Genomic DNA, 17609 nt, shown 5'->3' with positions numbered 1-17609 from the left:
GGAACGCCGCGCCCCGACACCCCACCGCCCCGGACCGACCGGCGCCGACCGGGACCGACCGGAACACGACCGGGATCGACCGGCGCCGATCCATGACCGATCCATGACCGACCCATGACCGACCCAGGAGGACACTGCGTGCACCCCGATCTCACCAAGGCCCACGAACTGCTCGACGCGGGCGACCCGCAGGGCGCCGTCCGCGAGCTGAGGGCCCGCGCCGACAGCCTGACGGCCGCTGAACTCGCCCCCGCCGTCAGGCAGTTGGCCGAAATGGTGGGAATCGACGAGCTGGCCGCCGCGGCCGCCGCGCTGACCGCCGACCCGTCCGGCCCCGGCGCGCTCTACGCGTACGGGTACGCCTGCATCGAGCACGGCCTGTCCGAGTTCGCCGTCCAGGCGCTGCGCCAATCGCTGGAGGGCGCGCTGCGCGGCGACACCGCGCCCGAGGCCAAGCGGCGCCTGTTCGGCCGGGCCCGCCCGGCCGAGCGGGCCGTCAACCCCCGGCAGGTGCTGCTGGAACTCGCCGTCGCGCTGGAGGACGGCGAGCGGCACGGCGAGGCGGTCGCACTGCTCCAGGAGCACCGGGACACCACCGGCGACTGGCCCGACCGCTACCTGCTGGTGCACAACGCGCTGATGGCCGGCCGGCTCGACCTCGCCCGCGAGGTCTTCGAAGGGCTCTCCGCGCCCGACGACACCTGGCGGCCCGCCGCCGACCGGATCCGCCGCACCCTGGCCCGGGCCGCCGCCGTCCCGCCCACCGGCCCGACCGACCTGCGCGGCTGGCACCACGTCCTCACCGGCGGCCTGCTCGCCACCCTCTCCCCGTACGGCCACGACGCCGGGATGGCGGGCCGCTGGGCGTACCTCCAGGACAACTGGGACAACTGCCGGCTCGGCCTGGAGCGGCTGCGCACCGTCCTGGCGGCCACCGGCCGCCGCCCCGCCTCCGTCGCGCTGCTGCCCGACCGCGGCAGCCGGGCGCTCGGCCTGGCCGCCGCCGAACTGCTCGGCCTGCCCGCCGCCCCGTACCGGCCGGGCACGCCCGACGCGCTGGTCCTCGCGTACGACCTGAACGAGGTGGACGGGGAGGTGCTCTCCGCGCTGCACGAGCGGGCGCCGGGCGAGGTGCTGTACGAGCACGCGACCTGCTGGACGGACACCCCCGCGGTGTCGGCGGACGTCTGCGGCCTGCTGGTGCAGCGGATCGTCGCGCCCTGGGAGCCGCGGATGGTCGTGGGCGAGGACGGCGGGGTCACCCGCGGCCCCGCGGACGGGCGCCCGGCCGAGGAGCTGGCCCGGGAGGTCCTCGCCGCCTCCGCCGAACCCGACGAGGGCGACGGGCGGACGCCGCCCGACCCGCCGGAGGAGCTGGCCCGGTTCGCGGCCCGCGCCGCCGCCACCTGGGCGACCGGCCCGCGGGACCGGATCCGCTCCTCCGGCCCGGTCCGCAGCTCCCGCTTCGCCTGACGACGCACGGCCCGGCCCCTCCGGGAGGCCGGGCCGGGCCGTGCGCCGTACGGGCTACCTGCTGGTGCGTGACCTGCTCCAGGCCGGGGCGACCAGCCCCACGAAGAGGACGGCGAACCCGATCTGCAGGAGGTGCCTGATCCAGTCGATCCCCCCGGTGTGCCGGACGCCGATCCAGCCGGACACCAGGTTTCCGACCAGGGCGCCGGCCGCACCGAGCAGCATGGTCAGCCACCAGGGGATGGACTGCGGCCCGCGCAGGATCAATTTGGCGAGTAGGCCCAGGACGAGGCCGATCAGCAGAATCCAGATGATTTGGAACATCGATACCCAGCCTTTCCGGTCGGGCGCCGGCGGTCTGCGGCGGTGGACCGTGCACGGCCCGCCGACGGGACGGTCCGCACCTGCCATGATCGCGCGCCCCGCGCGCTCCGGCATCTCGACGGGCCCCTGACCGGCAGGTTTGCACAAGCCGGGCAAAGGGTACGCAGGCGACCCGGTCCGGGGCCCTGGGCGATTGCGCCGCGACGCGGTGTGATGGGATAAACGACCTGAGCGGATGTCAAGTCCTACGGGGGGACACGGAATGGCAGCGGGCTTCGGCTACGAACTCGGTGAACTCGCGAAGATCCAGCAGGACTTCCGGTCGATCCAGCAGCGGATGGGCGAACTGTCCGAACGGACCGGCCGGATCAAGGGCGTGATGGCCAAGGCCGTCGCCACCGACCTCGCGGCCGGTGCCCTCGGCAACGTCGTCGGCTTCGGCGTGGTGGTCGCCCGGGTGCGCGAGCGGGTCGAGGCGGTCCAGCAGCGGATGGCGACCCTGGAGGCCGCCAAGAACGAGCTCACCAGGAACCTCGGCGCCGACGTCGCCAAGCTCGGCAGCATCGCCAAGCAGTACGCGGAGGCCGAGCGGCGCGCCCGCGAGGGCCTCGCCAAGCCCGGCGGGGGCGCCCGCCCCGGGCAGCCGACCGCCCCGAAGAAGCCCGGCGGCGCCGCGCCCGCCCCCGCGCCCACCGGCCCGAAGAAGCCCGGCGCACCGACGCCCGCCGCCCCGAAGAAGCCCGCCGGTGGCGGCCACGGCGGCAGCGGCGGCCACGGCAGCGGCGGCCACGACCCGGCGCCGACCGTGTCGCACGAGGGCGCGATCAAGGTCGGCCAGGTGACCTACGACGGCGCGGGGAAGTACCGCAGCGGCGAGGCCGCCTGCCGCGAGTACATCTCCCGGGCGCTGGACGCGATGGGCGTCACCGACCCGAAGGCCCGCGCGGCGTGGACGGAGGGCATGCTGACCATCGCCTCCCGCGAGTCCACGTACAACGCGCCCGGCTCGCAGGTCAACGCCTGGGACAGCAACGCGCGCGGCGCGACCGTCGGGGACGGCAAGCCGGCCGGGTGCTCGCGCGGCGGCTGGCAGTGCGTCCCGGAGACCTTCGCGGCCAACCACGTCAAGGGCACCTCCACCGACATCTACGACCCGGTGGCCAACGTCGCGGCGGCCATGACCTACATCCGCAGCACCTACCGCGTCGCGGCGGACGGGCACGACCTGAAGGCCAAGGTGCAGCAGGCCGACCCGAACCGCCCGCACGCGGGCTACTGACCCACCCCGGGCGGGTCCGGTGTGCGGCGGGGGCGCCGCCCACCGGCCGCCCACCCCTTCCACCGTTCTCGAACTCCCCAGGGATACACGTGCGTTCGCTCCGTCTCGCCGCCGCCACGGTGGCCTGCCTCTCCGCTGTCGCCCTCCTGTCGGCCTGCGACCCCGAGGGCACCGACACCGGTGACTCCGCTGCGTCCGGCGCGCCGACCGCCGTCCCCAGCGCGCCCGCCGCCGCGAAGACCCCCGCCGCGAAGACCCCCGCCGCCTCCGAGGCCGCGGCCACGCCGGGGAAGGCCGGGCGGCTGCCCGCCGGGGTGTGGGTGGACCCGAAGGCGGTGCCGCTGAACGCCGCGCTGCACTGGAGTGCGCCCGGCCCCGCCAAGGTGCTCGGCGAGCAGGGCAAGCTCCAGATCGAGACGCTCTGCCACACCCGGCGCGACGAGTACCACGCCGAGGTCGCGATGGTGGAGACCGCCTCGCTGGGCGGGGCGAGCGGCGACTGGAAGGCCGACGAGACCATCGCCAGCTACGGCTCCGGCGCGGACAGCAGCGGCGTCATCCAGACCACCTACGCCCTGATGGGCGTCTTCGCGCAGGGGGTGAAGGACTGCGCCGAGACCGCCCCCGGCGCCGAGGTCACCGTCATCGGGGAGGACGCGGACCACCTGTTCGCCGACGTCACCCTCCCGCAGGCGGACGGCAGCACCGTCGTGGTGCACGAGTTCCTGGTCAGCAACCGCGGCTCGATCGCCGAACTCACCCTGCGCGCCGACCTCCCCGCGGGCGCCCGCCCGAAGACCGCCTGGACCGCGCCCACCGACCGGCAGGCCCTCTCCGACGCCCTCGGCAAGCCCGCCTGCACCGCGTTCAAGGACTGCGTCTGACGGTCGCCGCCCCCGGGAGTGCGGGGCACAGGCTCCGGCGCTCCCGGGGGCGTCCCCATGGGCGCTATGTAAAATATCACATGTCATTGAGGGTGGGGCGGACCCCCGGACCGGCCGCCCCGCCCGCCGCGAACAGCGTCGCCAGCGCCCGCTCCACCCGGGCCCGCTCCGCCGCCCCTCCCGGCGGCACCAGGCGCAGCGTCTGCCGCATCCAGGCCGCCACCCGGGCCGCCGGAGCCTGCAGGAAGGCGTCCCCCTCCGGCGAGCACAGCATCAGCGTCACCATCCGCCGCCCGTCCACCACCGCCGGCCACACCCGTACGTCGCCCAGCCCCGTCGGCCGCAGCAGCCCCTGCACCAGCAGCTCCCGGGCGAAGAACCAGCCGATCGGCTGCGCCGAGTCGACGTGGAAGGCGACGTGCACCGCGTACGGGTCGTCGGGGGAGTACGCCAGCCGCGCCGGGACCGGGAAGGCCTCCTCCGGCGACAGCAGCAGATCCATCACCAGGTCCAGGCGCAGGTCGGCGGGGCTCTCCATCACGGGTGCCTTCTCCACTCGGTCCGGCCCGGCGGGCCCGGGCTGGTCTGAGCAGGAGACTAGAGCCGCCCGGCGCACCCGCGGGCCCACCGGGCGCCAACGCTGTCCGGACGAACAGCCCCGCCCCGCCCCCGCCTGTGGGCCGCGACAAAACCCTCCCCCCAACGGCCCGACGCACCGTCAACACCCGCCCCCGCCCTCACCCGTGGAACGGCCGTGCGGTCACCGCCCGTCCCGGCACCCCACGGCGTACCCGCCCCGCCCCGCGCCCCCGCCCCGACCGGACGCCCCGCCCCGCGCGCCTAGGCTCGCCGCATGGGCACCCGACTCACCGACGCGCCGGTCGACTCGGCCGCGCGACTGGCCGGCCACCTGCTGGACCGGCTCGCCGTGCTCACCGAGGAAACGGTCCGCCGCATCCGCGACACCATGGCCGTCTACCGCAGCGCCGGGCCGCTGCCCGCCGGGGACCTCGCCGAATCCGTCCGCAGCAACCTCGAGTTCACCCTGCGCCGCCTCGCCCACGAGGACGGCCTCTGCCTGGAGGCCCCCCGCCGCACCGGACGGCTCCGCGCCGAACAGGGCGTCCCCGCCGCCACCGTGCAGTCCGCCTTCCGGATCGGCTTCGCCCACCTCTGGGAGACGATGGCCGCCGAATCCCTGCGCCACGGCCTCGCCACCAGCGAGGAGCTCGTGCAGATGGCCACCGACGTCTGGCGGTTCAACGAAGAGTCCACCACCGCCATGATGAACGCCTTCAACGAGACCACCGCCCTGCTCATGGTCCGCCGCGACCAGGAGCGCTCCGCCCTGGTCGACGTGGTGCTGCGCGGCGGCATGGGCAACCCCGGCTCCGTCCTCGAAGCCGCCGACATGCTCACCCTCCCGTACGACGGCACCTTCGCCGTCGTCGTCGCGCACGCCCCCGGCCTCGCCCGGCAGGCCCTCCCCGACATCGAACCCACCCTGCGCGAGCACGACATGGGCTCCGCCTGGCGGCTCACCCCCGACGCCCACATCGGCATCGTCTCGATGCGGGCCGCCGCCGCCATCGACCTGCTCGTCGACACCCTCCGCAGCCAGACCGTCCGCCGGGCCGGCGTCAGCCCCTGCTACACCCGCCTCGACCAGACCCCGCAGGCCCTCCACCTCGCCCAGGTCGCCCTCGCCAGCTCCGCCCGCCCCGACGAGACCGTCACCCTCTTCGACGCCAATCCGCTGCCGATGCTGGTCGCCTCCGCCCCCTCCACCGCCTCCCGGATCGGCAACCAGGTGCTCGGCGCCGTCATGGAGCTCCCCGAGGGCCAGCGCGAACAGCTCCTCACCACCATGTCCACCTGGTTCGCCGTCGACGGCTCCGCCGACAAGGCCGCCAAACTGCTGTACTGCCACCCCAACACCATCCGCTACCGGCTCCGCCGGATCGAACAGCTCTCCGGCCGCTCCCTCGAACGGCGCCTGGACTCCGCCGAGTTGTACATCGCGTTGCAGGCGGTCCTGCACCTGCCCGAAGTGGTCCGAGACCCGCTGGAGTGACCCGCGGGAGTGACCCGCGGGAGTGACCTGCCGGAGTGACCTGCCGGAGTGACCCGCGGCGGCCCCGCTCAGGCGCCGCCGGTCGCGTACCGGGCGATCGCCCCCCGCAGGTACAGCTCCACCTGCTCGCGGGAGAAGCCCTGGTGCCGGGCGGTGTACTCGGCGATCAGCCGGGACTGGAACACCACGGCGTCGTTGACCGGGAAGCGCGACTCGCCCGGCGGCGGCGCACCCGGCCCGATCTGCTCCCGGACGAACACCGCCATCGGCTCCGGCTGCAGGACCCGCAGCTCGGCGGGGTACGCGCGCTGCAACCGGACCAGGTAGGCGCTGATCTCCCCGACCGGCTCGGAGCCCTCGAAGACGAACTCCATCACGTTGCGCAGGAAGGCGTTCAGCACCCCCGGCAGCGCCGGACCGGCAGCCGCCACCTCGGCCGGGAGGTCGCGTGCCCGACCGCCCTCCACCACCATGTGGTGCAGCACCCGGTGGGCGGCGGTGGCCGCGGCGAGGCGCGCGCGCTCGGACGACTTGCCCATGGGACCCCCGTGTCCGGCGACCTGACGTCGCGTCATGAGACGTACTGTCAGGAAAGGATCGCACAGGGACGGGAGCTCGAACAGGGCCCCCGCGCCGCCGCCTCCGGACGCGCCGCTCAGCCGGGTCCGGAGGGTTGCCGGCCCGGGTGGGCCTCCTGCCAGGCGGCCATCGAGGCGTCCCAGTCGGCGGCGGTCAGGGCGATCAGCGAAGCCGGGAACAGGCCGTCCTCCTCCTTCGCGATGTGCTCGCGCAACTCCGCGAACGCCGTCAGCAGCGCCGCCCGGTCCGTCGGCGATGCCAGGTCCGTGCCGGCCAGCAACTCCGCCAGTCCGCGGTGCTCGGCCTCCAGGGCGTCGATGTACGCGGCGAACTCCGGATCCCCGCGCATCACCCGGAACAGCCCCTGCTCCTCGCCCCGCCAGTGCGAGGCCAACTCGGCGGCCAGCGGCGGCAGCAGCGCCCCCGCGGCAGCGAGGTCGCCCGCCTCCAGCAGCCGGGCGACCTCCCCGGTCAGGTCGGTGGCGGCCTCGTGCTCCCGGATGAAGTCCTTGATGAGCGGAATCTCGCGGCACCCGCAGTAGTGGCACATCCCGCCAGTCTCACCACCCGCCCCACCCCGCCCCGGCGCGGCACGCCGACGCGGCACGCCGACGCGGCACGCCGACGCGGCACGCCGACGCGGTGGCCCTGGTTGTTGCGGAAAGATCTTTCGGTGAGTGGGGTGGATTTCCGTCGAATCGTCCGCCAATGAGCGGCGTCAGGGAGTCTTTACAGGCAGGTCATGCCTCAGTAACCTCCTGGAAGCTCTTGCAAGTTCTTGCGCAAACTCCCCCACCCATTCCTGCCGCGAGGCAGTTCCCCACCGCCCGCGGCCCCAGCACCGAGGGACACCCCCTTGACCAGACGAGCACGGCACCGACGGCGCCCCATCGCCGTCGTGCTCACGGCAGTGGCGGCACTCACCGCCGGCCTGCTGTCCACGGCCCAACTCGGCGTCACCGCGAGCGCGGCGACCGGCACCACGGCCGGCGGTAGCAACACGGCCACCGTCTTCTACTACACCAAGACCCGCAACTGGACGGCGTACGACCTCCACTGGGCCCCGGACGGCGGCAGTTGGACCACCGCGCCGGGCGTCGCGATGGAGGCGGCCTGCACCGACTGGGTGAAGAAGACCGTCGACCTGGGCGCGGCCACCGGGCTGCAGGCGACCTTCAACAACGGCTCCGGCACCTGGGACAACAACGGCGGCAAGAACTACGCCCTGGGCACCGGAACCGTGGTGGTCAAGGACGGCGTGATCGCCCACAGCGACCCGTGCGGCACCGACAACGGCGGTACCACCAGCCCGAGTTCGAGCCCCAGCCCGAGCCAGTCGTCGACCGGTGCGAGCGCGACCGTCTACTACTACACGAAGACCCGCAACTGGTCGGCCTACGACCTGCACTACGCCCCCAACGGCGGCACCTGGACCACCGCGCCGGGCGTCGCGATGGAGGCGGCCTGCACGGACTGGGTGAAGAAGACCGTCGACCTGGGCACGGCCACCGGGCTGCAGGCGACCTTCAACAACGGCTCCGGCACCTGGGACAACAACGGCGGCAAGAACTACGCCCTCGGGACGGGCGTGGTGACGGTCAAGGACGGCGTGCTCGGCAGCACCGCCCCGTGCGCCACGACCACCAGCCCCAGCCCGAGCGCGAGCGCCAGCGCGTCCGCGTCCGCGTCCCCGTCCCCCTCCGCGTCGGCCAGCGCGAGCGCCTCCGCGTCCGCCAGCCCGTCCCCGTCCGCGAGCAGCAGCACCCCGGCCGGGAAGAGCGCCACCGTGTTCTACTCGACCGCCGTGGTCGGCTGGAGCATCGTCAACCTGCACTACGCCCCGGCGGGCGGGGCGTGGACGGCGGCGCCGGGCATCGGCATGACACTCGCCTGCCCCGGCTGGTACAAGCGCACCGTCGACCTGGGCTCCGCGGCCACCATGGCGGCGACGTTCAACAACGGCAACGGCACCTGGGACAACAACAACGGCGCCAACTACGTCGTCCCGGCGGGCGTCAGCACCGTCCAGAACGGCAAGGTCACCGGCAACGCGGCCGACCCGTGCGCGGCCGTCGTCCCCGACACCACCGCGCCGAGCGTCCCGGCCGGGGTGGAGGCCAGTGCCACCGACACGTCCATCGTGCTGACCTGGGAACCGGCGAGCGACAACGTGGGCGTGACGGGCTACCAGGTCACCCGCAGCGGCGGTACCAAGGGCACCTCGGTGATCAACGTCGGCTCGACGGTCTACTCGGACAGCGGCCTGGAGGCGCGCACCGTCTACACCTACACCGTCAAGGCGCTGGACGCGGCCGGGAACGTCTCCGCCGCCTCCGCCGCCGCGGTCGCCACCACCGGTGACGCCCCGCCGGCCGCCGCGCCCGGCGAGATGATCGGCACCGACCCGCGCAAGGACCCGATCTACTTCGTGCTCACCGCCCGGTTCTACGACGGCGACACGTCCAACGACCGGGGCGGCAACCAGGACGTGAAGTCCGGCAACGCGGCCAACAACGACCCGATGTTCCGCGGCGACTTCAAGGGCCTGGTGCAGAAGCTCGACTACATCAAGGGCCTCGGCTTCTCGGCGGTATGGATCACCCCGGTGGTCCTCAACCGCTCCGACTACGACTACCACGGCTACCACGGCTACGACTTCTACAAGGTCGACCCGCGGCTGGAGTCGGCCGGCGCCTCCTACCAGGACCTGATCAACGCCGCCCACGCCAAGGGCATCAAGATCTACCAGGACGTGGTCTACAACCACAGCTCCCGCTGGGGCGCCAAGGGCCTGTACGTGCCCACCGTGTACGGCGTCCGGGACGCCCAGTGGTCCTGGTACTACGACGAGAAGCAGCCCGGCTTCGAGTACGACGGCCTGACCGTCGAGCCGAAGAGCGGCAAGTCGTACTACAACGGCGACCTGTGGTCGACCACCCAGCCCAGCGGCCAGACCTGCGTCGGCTGGGGCACCCCGACCCAGTACAAGAGCCCCGAGGGCTACACCATCTACAACTGCCAGTGGCCCAGCCCGACTTCGGGCATGTTCCCGTCGAAGTACTACCACACCTGCTGGATCGGCAACTGGGAGGGCGAGGACTCGCGCTCCTGCTGGCTGGCCGACGACCTGGCCGACTTCAACACCGAGAACGCCGACGTCCAGAACTACCTGATCGGCGCGTACAACAAGTACATCGACATGGGCGTGGACGGCTTCCGGGTCGACACCGCCGTGCACATCCCGCGCGTCACCTGGAACCGGCGCTTCCTGCCCGCGATCCAGCAGCGGGTCACCCAGGACTGGGGCCCGGCCAAGGCGCAGAACTTCTTCGTCTTCGGCGAGGTCGCCGCGTTCGTCAACGACAAGTGGAACCGCGGCTCGGTCAACCACTCCGCGCAGTTCTACACCTGGAAGGAGCGCAAGGACTACACCGCCGACGACGTGCAGGCCGCGCTCGACCAGTACAACTACGAGGAGCAGCTCGGCACCGGCAACCAGCCGACGTCCACCAACGCCTTCCTGAACGGCAACACCTACCACGCGCCCGACCACTCGAAGTTCTCCGGCATGAACATCATCGACATGCGGATGCACATGAACTTCGGTGACGCGCACAACGCGTTCGGCAACGGCAAGGACTCCGACGACTCCACCAACGACGCCACCTACAACGTGGTGTACGTGGACAGCCACGACTACGGGCCCAACAAGTCCAGCGTGCGCTACACCGGCGGCACCGACGCCTGGGCCGAGAACATGGCCCTGATGTGGACCTTCCGCGGCATCCCCACCCTGTACTACGGCTCCGAGATCGAGTTCCAGGCCGGGAAGCAGATCGACTGCGGCCCGTCCTGCCCGCTCGCCACCACCGGCCGCGCCTACTACGGCGACCACGTCGAGGGCACCGTCACCGCCCCCGACTTCTCGGTGGTCTCCTCGGCCAGCGGCGCCGTCGCCACCACCCTGCAGCAGCCGCTGGTCAAGCAGGTGCAGCGGCTCAACCAGATCCGCCGGGCGATCCCCGCCCTGCAGATGGGCCAGTACTCCACCGAGGGCGTCAGCGGCGGCATGTCCTTCAAGCGCCGCTACACCGACGCCGCCAGCGGCGTCGACTCCTTCGCCCTGGTCACCGCCACGGACGCCGCCACCTTCACCGGCATCCCCAACGGCACCTACAAGGACGCCGTCTCCGGCGACGTCCGCACCGTCACCAACGGCACCCTGTCCATCGCCGCCCCCGGCAAGGGCAACCTGCGGGTCTACGTCCTCGACCTGGGCGGCAAGAACGCCGCCCCGGGCAAGATCGGCACCGACGGCCCGTACCTGAAGTAACGCGCCACCAGCGCGTTCCACCAGTAAGCGCCACCAGCGGTCGGCGGCCCCCGGGCCGTCGGCCGCTGCTAGCGTTCCCGGCATGGACGCGACCCGGCACCTGACCGACGACGAGGGCAACCCCGTACGCCTGCCGCCCGCCGTGCGGCGGGTGGTCTCCCTGGTGCCCTCGCTCACCGAGGCCGTCGCCACCACCGCCCCCGGCCTGCTGGTCGGCGCCACCGACTGGTGCACCCACCCCGCCGGGCTCGACGCCGTCCGGATCGGCGGCACCAAGAACCCTTCGCTGGAAGGCATTCGCGCCCTCCGACCCGACCTGGTCGTCGCCAACGAGGAGGAGAACCGGGCCCCCGACCTGGCCGCGCTGCGCGCCGCGGGCCTCCCGGTGTGGACCACCCGGATCCGCGACCTGGACCAGGCCCTCGCCTCCCTGCACCGCCTGCTCGTCGACGCCCTCCAACTCCCTTGCCCCGACTGGCTGGTGGCGGCCCGACAGGCCTGGTCCTTCCCGGCGCCGACGCCCGCCGTCCGCGCGATCGCCCCGATCTGGCGCCGCCCCTGGATGGTCCTCGGCCACGACACCTTCGCCGCCGACCTCCTGCGCCGCCTCGGCGTCACCCTCCTCCCCGCCGGCCACCCCGACCGCTACCCCCGCCTCACCCTCCCCGAACTCCACGCCCTGGAAGCCGAGTTGGCCCTCCTCCCGGACGAGCCCTACCGCTTCACCGCCACCGACGGCCCCGAAGCCTTCCCCGCCCTCCCGCACGCCCTCCTCTCCGGCCGCCACCTCACCTGGTACGGCCCGTCACTGGCCGAGGCCCCGACCGTCCTCGGGGCGGGCCTGCGCGCGCGGTGAGAGGCGGCCGTACGGGCGACTACCCCCGGCACACGTCGTTCGACCGCCGGTCCAGCTCGACGATGCCTCCCGGATACTGCTCGGGCCTCCACCCGTCCTGCCCGCAGAGCGCGATCAGGGCCTCCTCCAGGCCGCCCGGTTCCGTACCGGTGCGCTGCCGGGCGAGCGCGATGACCGCATCCGCGTCGTGCACGTGCAGGGCGTGGTTCTCGACGATCGAGAACCAGGTGGGACCGTCCGGTTCGTTCTCGGTGCCAAGGTCGCGGGGGTCCTCGCCGGGCGCCCCGTCACCAGGAGCGGCGGGCACGACACCGGCGAGCGGGTTCCCCCAGCCGGAGCCCGCGGAAACGGCCTCGCCGTAGGCCACGACGAGGCGGCGGATCCGTTCGGCCGCCTGCACGACGCCGGCCGCATCGTCCGGAGCGGTCTCGCACAGCCTCGCGTGCTCCAGGACCGCCGCGTTCAGTTCGAGGGCAACTGCTCCGATCACCGGGTGCGCTCCGATCGTTCGTTCTCCGGCCCGTGCCACGGGCGCTGCCAAGTCTCCACGTTCCGGCCCTTCGGCCGTCAGTCGGCGCAGTGCGGGTTGACCGCCCAGAAGTAGAGGGTGTCGCTGTCGGGGTCCAGCAGGAAGTGCGGTGCGCCGGAGGGGGATCGGCCGTCCAGGGCCGGGGTGCGGAGCCAGGTGGGGACGGGGCGGTCGAGCAGGGCGGCCAGTTCGGCGGGGGGTCGGTGGTCGGCGGGGGCCCAGGTGGCGGTCGTGCGCAGGCGGGCCGCCCCGTCGGGGGTGAGGCGGGCGAGGCCGTCGAGGGCGCGGTCGGTGGGGCCGGGGACGCGGGAGTCCTGGACGCCGAGGGTGCGGTACGTCCAGTGGACGCTGTCGGCCTCGGCGGGGAGGGCGGCGCACTTCGCCAACAGCTGGGCGTCGGTGCGGACTTCGGCGGTCTGCTGCTTCGGTTCGGCCGTCCCGCAGGCCGTCGCGGCGAGGGCCAGGAGGAGGGCCGTTCCGGCGGGCAGGAGCGTTCGGACTGCCTTGCGCACGGGTGTCCTCCCGGGGTGGTCGGTCCGGCGGTGGTGCCGGTCTCTCCCGCGGGGGCGTACCTGCCGGGCGGTCGACTTCATTGTGCCGCAAGGGCCTTGTGGGTTCGACGGCGGCCTCGCCGAGGGCGGCCACGGCGTCGGTGAGGTGGGCCATCTGGGCGGCGATGGTGCGGCCCGGGCCCGCCGCTTCGGCTTCACCACCACCGCCGAAGGCGTCGAAGGGCTCCTCGCCCTCCCGGAGTTCGCCGAGATCGGCATCGTCCTCGACGCCACCTCCGCCGAGGCCCACCGGCACAGTGCGGCCCTGCTCCAGCCCCTCGGCAAGCGACCGGTCACCTCCCCGGCGGCCGGGTGAACACGCAGTCACCGCACAGCCCGCCGGACGGCGTCCGGTAGTACAGGCAGCACGACGCCCGGCGGAACCCCAGCGGCCCGCCGGGCGCCGACACCGCACCCGTCGCCGCCAGCGCCGGACGGGCCAGCAGCCCGCGCGCCAACGCCGCCGCCGGGCCCCGCAGTTGCGGCACCGACCCCAACTGCCGCGCCGCACCCACCAACGCGGACGCCGCATTGCCCGCCAGCAGCCCGGGCGCCACCGGCGCCACCGCCCGCACCGCCCCCGCCAACGGCGCCAACTGCCCCTCCAGCACCACGACTTCCAGCGCCTCCACGGTGACCGCCGGGCCGCCGCCCACGGACGCCACCCAGAGGTCGAACGGCCCCTGCGGCGGCAACGCGAACCACGCCCCCGCCAGGTCCGCCACCCGCCCCGACACCACCGCCGCCCCCAGCGCCACCGACCACAGCCGCGCCGCCAGCCCCAGGTGCGCCGTCGACGCCGCCACCCGCGCCTCGCCCGTCCGCAGCACCCGCGCCACCTCGGCGACCCGCGCCCCCAACGGGCCGTCCGCTCCGTACAGTTCGGCCAGCGGCCGGAACCCCGGCGGCGGGGCGGGGTCGGTGCGGACGGCGAAGTACGGGCCGAGGGCGGAGAGCAGCCGGGCGGCCGTCATCGGCGGCACGACGCTTGCGAATCACGGGTGAGGGACACAACGCGGAGTGTAATGTGGCAAGCCGCCCGAACCGGGCGGCAGGTGGAGGGGAAGGGGCGGACGATGGACCCGATTTCGCTGGGCTTGCTGGCGGCACTGGCCGGGGGCGCGGGCGGAGAACTCGGCAAGCAGAGCTGGAACGCGCTGACCGCCCTCATCCGGCGGCCGTTCCAGCACGCGGCGGCCGCCACGGTCAGCAGCGGCGAGGCCGAACTGGTGGCCCTGGAACGCGACCCGCAGAACCCCGAACTCGCCGGACGCCTGAACACCGCGCTCGCCGTCCGGGCCGCGCTGGAACCGGAGTTCGGCCCCGAGCTGGAGCAGTGGCACGGCCGGGCCCAGTCGGCCCTGAAGGGCGACACCCTGCACAACGTGATCAGCGGCGGCAACTTCACCGGTCTCACGATCCAGGGCAAGGTCGAAGGCGGCACCCACACCCACTACCACGGCGGCGCCCAGCCCCCGTCCGCCTGACCCGACCGCCCCGCCAGCGCCGCCGCGACCGGCCCCGCCCAGGCGAGCAGCCGCTCGTCGCAGCGGGCGGGCGCCGCGCACTGCAACCCGAGCGGCAGCCCCCCGCGGCTGCGCCCGGCGGGCAGCGAGAGCGCGGGCCAGCCCGCCCAACTCCAGGGCACGCACGGGGTCGGGTCGCCCGTCGCGTCCAGGCCGCGCGGCGCGGGCCCGGTCGCGGACGGGGTGATCCACAGGTCGACCCCGGCGTCCGCGGTGCGCCCGGCGAGCCGCTCCCGGAACTCCGCCCGCCGCCGCAGCGCCCGCGCGTGCTCCGCCCCGGTGAGCGGCAGGCCCTGCCGGACGAGGGCGGCGGACTGCGGCCGGTACAGGTGCCCGTAGCGGGGGAACCAGGCGGCGTGGCTGCGCGCCGCCTCGTACCGGGTGACGGTCCACAGGGCGGCCGTCACCTCGTCGAAGTCGTCGGGGAACGGCACCCGGCGGACGGTGAACCCGGCCTCGGCCAGGGCGCGGACCTGCGCCGCGAAGGCGGCCAGGCTCTCCGGTTCGGCCCGCCGCAGGAACGGCCCGTCCGGCACGCCGAGGACGGGCGCGGGCAGCGGGTCGGGCGTCCGCCAGCCGTCGCACAGGACGGCGGCCGCGGCCGCCGCCAGCGGCAGGCCGTCCGCGAGCAGCCCGACCGCGTCCAGGGACGGCGCGTACGGCACCACCCCGTCGAGCGGGATCCGGCCGGAGGTCGGCTTGAACCCGACGACGCCGCAGTAGGCGGCGGGCCGGATCACCGACCCGATGGTCTGGGTGCCGAGCGCGAGCGGGACCAGCCCGGCGCCGACCGCGGCCGCGGAACCACTGCTCGACCCGCCGGGCGTGTGCTCCGGGTGGTGCGGGTTGCGGGTCGGCCCGGGCGCGCTCATCGCGAACTCGGCGGTGACGGCCTTCCCCGCGACCAGCGCCCCGGCGTCGCGCAGCCGGTCCACGGCCGCGGCCTGCGGGCCCGCGAACACCCCGGCGGGCAGCGCGGACCCGGCCCGGGTGGGCAGCCCGTCGACCCGCAGCACGTCCTTGACCGCGACCGGCACGCAGAACAGCGGCAGCCCCCCGCCCGGCGAGCCGACCCGTTCCCGGACGGCCCGTTCCCGGACGGCCCGTTCCCGTCCGGCCTGTTCCCGGACCGCCCGCTCCCCCGCCCCGAGCCGCTCCCGCCGGGCGCCGTCCGCCTCCGCCCCGCGGACGAAGGCGCCCAGCGCCGCGTCCCCCGCCTCGATGCGCGCGCACAGCCCGTCGGTGATCCCCATGCCCGCCCTCCCCGGTCGCGCCCCCAGGCTGCCACACCGCCCACCGCCCACCGCCCCCTGGCGCCCGCCCGCCGCGCCGCTTAGGGTCGCCTCCCGGAACGGTCGGTTCGAACCAGGAGGACCACGGATGCGGTACCGCGCACTCGGACGCAGCGGCGTCGAGGTGTCGGAGGTCGGTTACGGGGCGTGGGGGATCGGCGCGTCCAGCTGGGTGGGCGCGCGGGAGGAGGACTCGCTGGCGGCCCTGCACCGGGCGGTCGACCTCGGGGTCAACTTCGTCGACACGGCCCGCGGCTACGGGGAGAGCGAGCGGCTGGTCGGGCAGGTGGTGCGGGAGCGGGCCGCGAACGGCGAACGGGTGCTGGTGGCGACCAAGGTACCCCCGCTGAACGGCCAGTGGCCCGCCCGGCGCGGCGTCGACCCGGCCGAGACCTTCTCCGGGGCGCACATCCGGGAGAGCCTGCACACCTCGCTGGCGGCCGCCGGCCTGGAGCGCTTCGACCTGGTGCAGTTCCACGTGTGGAGCGACGAGTGGCTCGGCCGCGGCGACTGGCTGGAGACCGTGCAGGAGCTGAAGCAGGAGGGCCTGATCGGCCTGTTCGGCGTCTCGGTCAACGACCACGAGCCGCACAGCGCCGTCGAGTTGGTGCGCAGCGGCGCCGTGGACGCGGTGCAGGTGATCTTCAACGTGTTCGACCAGTCGCCGCTGGACGAACTGTTCCCGGCCTGCCAGGAGCACGGCGTCGGGGTGATCGTCCGGGTCGCCCTGGACGAGGGCGGCCTGACCGGCCGGATCACCGCCGACTCCACCTTCCCCGAGGGCGACTTCCGGCGCCGCTACTTCCGCGGCGACCGGCCCGCCCAGGTGGCCCGCCGGGTCGCCGCGCTCACCGCCGACCTGGGCATCACCGACCTGGGCCTCAGCGACGGCCAACTCGCCGAGACCGCCCTGCGGTTCGTGCTCAGCGCGCCCGCCGTCTCCACCGTCATCCCGGGCATGCGCTCGGTGCGCAACGTCGAACGCAATGCCGCGGTGGGCGACGGGGTGCCGCTGACCGAGGAGCAGCTGAAGGTGCTCGCCGGGCACCGCTGGGAGCGCAACTTCTACTCCTGATGCTCCTGACGCTCCTGATGCTCCTGACCGCCCCCGTTCCCGGTGTCGGCGCGTGCGGTTGTCGGGGGTCGGTGGCAGGCTGGGACGCATGTGCGGCCGTTTCGTCTCCACCACCCCCTCCGCCGACCTCGCCTCCCTGCTCGACGTGACGAGCTGGGAGCCGACCGAGGCCCTCGCCCCGAGCTGGAACGTGGCCCCGACCGACCCGGTGTCCGCGGTGCTGGAGCGGGTGGACACCGACACCGGCGAGATCGAGCGCCAACTGCGGGTGCTGCGCTGGGGGTTGGTGCCGTCCTGGGCGAAGGACCGCTCGGGCGCGGCCCGGCTGATCAACGCCCGCTCGGAGACCGTCGACCAGAAGCCCTCCTTCCGCCGGGCGTTCGCGGCCCGCCGCTGCGTCATCCCCGCCGACGGCTACTACGAGTGGCGCCCGGTGCCCGCCGCCGACGGCCGCAAGGCCTACAAGCAGCCGTACTTCCTCTCCACCGGCACCCTCATGCTGATGGCCGGGCTGTACGAGTTCTGGCGGGACGCGAGCCTGCCCGAGGACGACCCGGCGGCCTGGCTGGCCACCGCGACGATCCTGACCACCGACGCCACCGACCGGGCCGGACGGGTGCACGACCGGATGCCGATGCTGGTCCCCCGCGCGGAACTCGGCGACTGGCTCGACCCCGCCAACCGCCGCCGCGACGACCTGCACGACCTGCTGCAGCGCCCCGCCGACGGCAACCTGCTCGTCCGGGCCGTGCCGACGGCCGTCAACCGGGTCTCCGCCAACGGCCCCGACCTGCTCACCGAAGCCCCCGACCCGCTGGGCCTCACCGACTGACG

General features: G+C 74.2%; 18 protein-coding genes. 10 read left to right on the top strand and 8 right to left on the bottom strand.

From position 1 onward, the window contains the following. Positions 1-138: 138 nt before the first annotated feature. The gene (locus tag OO57_RS02995; RefSeq protein WP_234337196.1) at positions 139-1473 is read left to right on the top strand and encodes a hypothetical protein; all 1335 of its coding nucleotides are present in this window, start codon (positions 139-141) and stop codon (positions 1471-1473) included. Between the two features lie 54 nt (positions 1474-1527). Here the strand turns inward: OO57_RS02995 and OO57_RS02990 are convergent, their stop codons facing one another. Continuing rightward, a complete protein-coding gene (locus tag OO57_RS02990) occupies positions 1528-1797 on the bottom strand; it encodes a GlsB/YeaQ/YmgE family stress response membrane protein (protein WP_033250653.1) in 270 nt (89 codons plus the stop codon). A 262-nt stretch (positions 1798-2059) separates the two neighbouring features. Between OO57_RS02990 and OO57_RS40605 the strand changes: the two genes are divergently transcribed. After that, positions 2060-3076, top strand: coding sequence for a transglycosylase SLT domain-containing protein (locus OO57_RS40605; RefSeq protein WP_051776445.1), 1017 nt, complete (start codon positions 2060-2062; stop codon positions 3074-3076). 89 nt (positions 3077-3165) lie between these two features. Continuing rightward, positions 3166-3960, top strand: a complete 795-nt coding sequence (locus OO57_RS02980; protein WP_033250652.1) for a hypothetical protein — start codon at positions 3166-3168, stop codon at positions 3958-3960. Positions 3961-4036: 76 nt separating this feature from the next. On the opposite strand, the gene OO57_RS02975 is transcribed toward OO57_RS02980, so the two are convergent. After that, positions 4037-4498, bottom strand: a complete 462-nt coding sequence (locus OO57_RS02975; RefSeq protein WP_051776443.1) for an SsgA family sporulation/cell division regulator — start codon at positions 4496-4498, stop codon at positions 4037-4039. Positions 4499-4813: 315 nt separating this feature from the next. On the opposite strand from OO57_RS02975, the gene OO57_RS02970 reads away from it, so the two are divergent. Beyond that, on the top strand, positions 4814-6034 hold the full coding sequence (locus tag OO57_RS02970) for a PucR family transcriptional regulator (RefSeq protein ID WP_033250651.1): 1221 nt from the start codon (positions 4814-4816) through the stop codon (positions 6032-6034). A 68-nt stretch (positions 6035-6102) separates the two neighbouring features. On the opposite strand, the gene OO57_RS02965 is transcribed toward OO57_RS02970, so the two are convergent. Together OO57_RS02965 and OO57_RS02960 are read right to left on the bottom strand one after the other, a co-directional pair. Continuing rightward, positions 6103-6609: a hypothetical protein gene (locus OO57_RS02965; protein ID WP_158715004.1), complete on the bottom strand. Its 507-nt coding sequence runs from the start codon at positions 6607-6609 to the stop codon at positions 6103-6105. An 80-nt stretch (positions 6610-6689) separates the two neighbouring features. Further along, the gene (locus tag OO57_RS02960; protein WP_033250650.1) at positions 6690-7163 is read right to left on the bottom strand and encodes a hemerythrin domain-containing protein; all 474 of its coding nucleotides are present in this window, start codon (positions 7161-7163) and stop codon (positions 6690-6692) included. Between the two features lie 348 nt (positions 7164-7511). On the opposite strand from OO57_RS02960, the gene OO57_RS02955 reads away from it, so the two are divergent. After that, positions 7512-10946, top strand: a complete 3435-nt coding sequence (locus tag OO57_RS02955; RefSeq protein WP_418909868.1) for a carbohydrate binding domain-containing protein — start codon at positions 7512-7514, stop codon at positions 10944-10946. Between the two features lie 82 nt (positions 10947-11028). Further along, positions 11029-11802 carry a helical backbone metal receptor gene (locus OO57_RS02950; protein ID WP_234337195.1) on the top strand — a complete coding sequence of 258 codons (774 nt, stop codon included), beginning with the start codon at positions 11029-11031 and terminating at the stop codon, positions 11800-11802. A gap of 19 nt (positions 11803-11821) precedes the next feature. On the opposite strand, the gene OO57_RS02945 is transcribed toward OO57_RS02950, so the two are convergent. After that, positions 11822-12292: a hypothetical protein gene (locus tag OO57_RS02945; RefSeq protein ID WP_033250648.1), complete on the bottom strand. Its 471-nt coding sequence runs from the start codon at positions 12290-12292 to the stop codon at positions 11822-11824. Between the two features lie 77 nt (positions 12293-12369). Then, positions 12370-12843, bottom strand: a complete 474-nt coding sequence (locus tag OO57_RS02940) for a hypothetical protein (RefSeq protein WP_033250647.1) — start codon at positions 12841-12843, stop codon at positions 12370-12372. A 145-nt stretch (positions 12844-12988) separates the two neighbouring features. Between OO57_RS02940 and OO57_RS02935 the strand changes: the two genes are divergently transcribed. Next, complete coding sequence (locus OO57_RS02935; protein ID WP_033250646.1) at positions 12989-13198, top strand: hypothetical protein; 210 nt, start codon at positions 12989-12991, stop codon at positions 13196-13198. Here OO57_RS02935 and OO57_RS02930 read toward each other — a convergent pair. Further along, positions 13176-13856 (bottom strand): (2Fe-2S)-binding protein, encoded by a 681-nt coding sequence (locus tag OO57_RS02930; RefSeq protein ID WP_033250645.1) that lies wholly within the window; start codon positions 13854-13856, stop codon positions 13176-13178. The two genes, OO57_RS02935 and OO57_RS02930, sit on opposite strands and share 23 nt — an antisense overlap. 102 nt (positions 13857-13958) lie before the next feature. Here OO57_RS02930 and OO57_RS02925 point away from each other — a divergent pair, with 102 nt between their 5' ends. Further along, positions 13959-14369 (top strand): hypothetical protein, encoded by a 411-nt coding sequence (locus OO57_RS02925; protein ID WP_033250644.1) that lies wholly within the window; start codon positions 13959-13961, stop codon positions 14367-14369. On the opposite strand, the gene OO57_RS02920 is transcribed toward OO57_RS02925, so the two are convergent. Continuing rightward, complete coding sequence (locus OO57_RS02920) at positions 14336-15661, bottom strand: amidase (protein ID WP_063737481.1); 1326 nt, start codon at positions 15659-15661, stop codon at positions 14336-14338. The two genes, OO57_RS02925 and OO57_RS02920, sit on opposite strands and share 34 nt — an antisense overlap. Positions 15662-15788: 127 nt before the next feature. Between OO57_RS02920 and OO57_RS02915 the strand changes: the two genes are divergently transcribed. Both OO57_RS02915 and OO57_RS02910 read left to right on the top strand, forming a co-directional pair. Further along, positions 15789-16775 (top strand): aldo/keto reductase, encoded by a 987-nt coding sequence (locus OO57_RS02915; protein ID WP_033250643.1) that lies wholly within the window; start codon positions 15789-15791, stop codon positions 16773-16775. Between the two features lie 88 nt (positions 16776-16863). Continuing rightward, complete coding sequence (locus OO57_RS02910) at positions 16864-17607, top strand: SOS response-associated peptidase (RefSeq protein ID WP_033250642.1); 744 nt, start codon at positions 16864-16866, stop codon at positions 17605-17607. The last annotated feature ends 2 nt before the right edge of the window (positions 17608-17609 follow it).

The sequence above is a fragment of the Kitasatospora phosalacinea genome (genome assembly GCF_000717185.1).
GTDB classification, from domain to species: Bacteria; Actinomycetota; Actinomycetes; order Streptomycetales; family Streptomycetaceae; genus Kitasatospora; species Kitasatospora phosalacinea_A.
The sequence above is the reverse complement of the archived record's forward strand: the minus strand, read 5'-3'. Positions and strand labels throughout refer to the sequence as shown.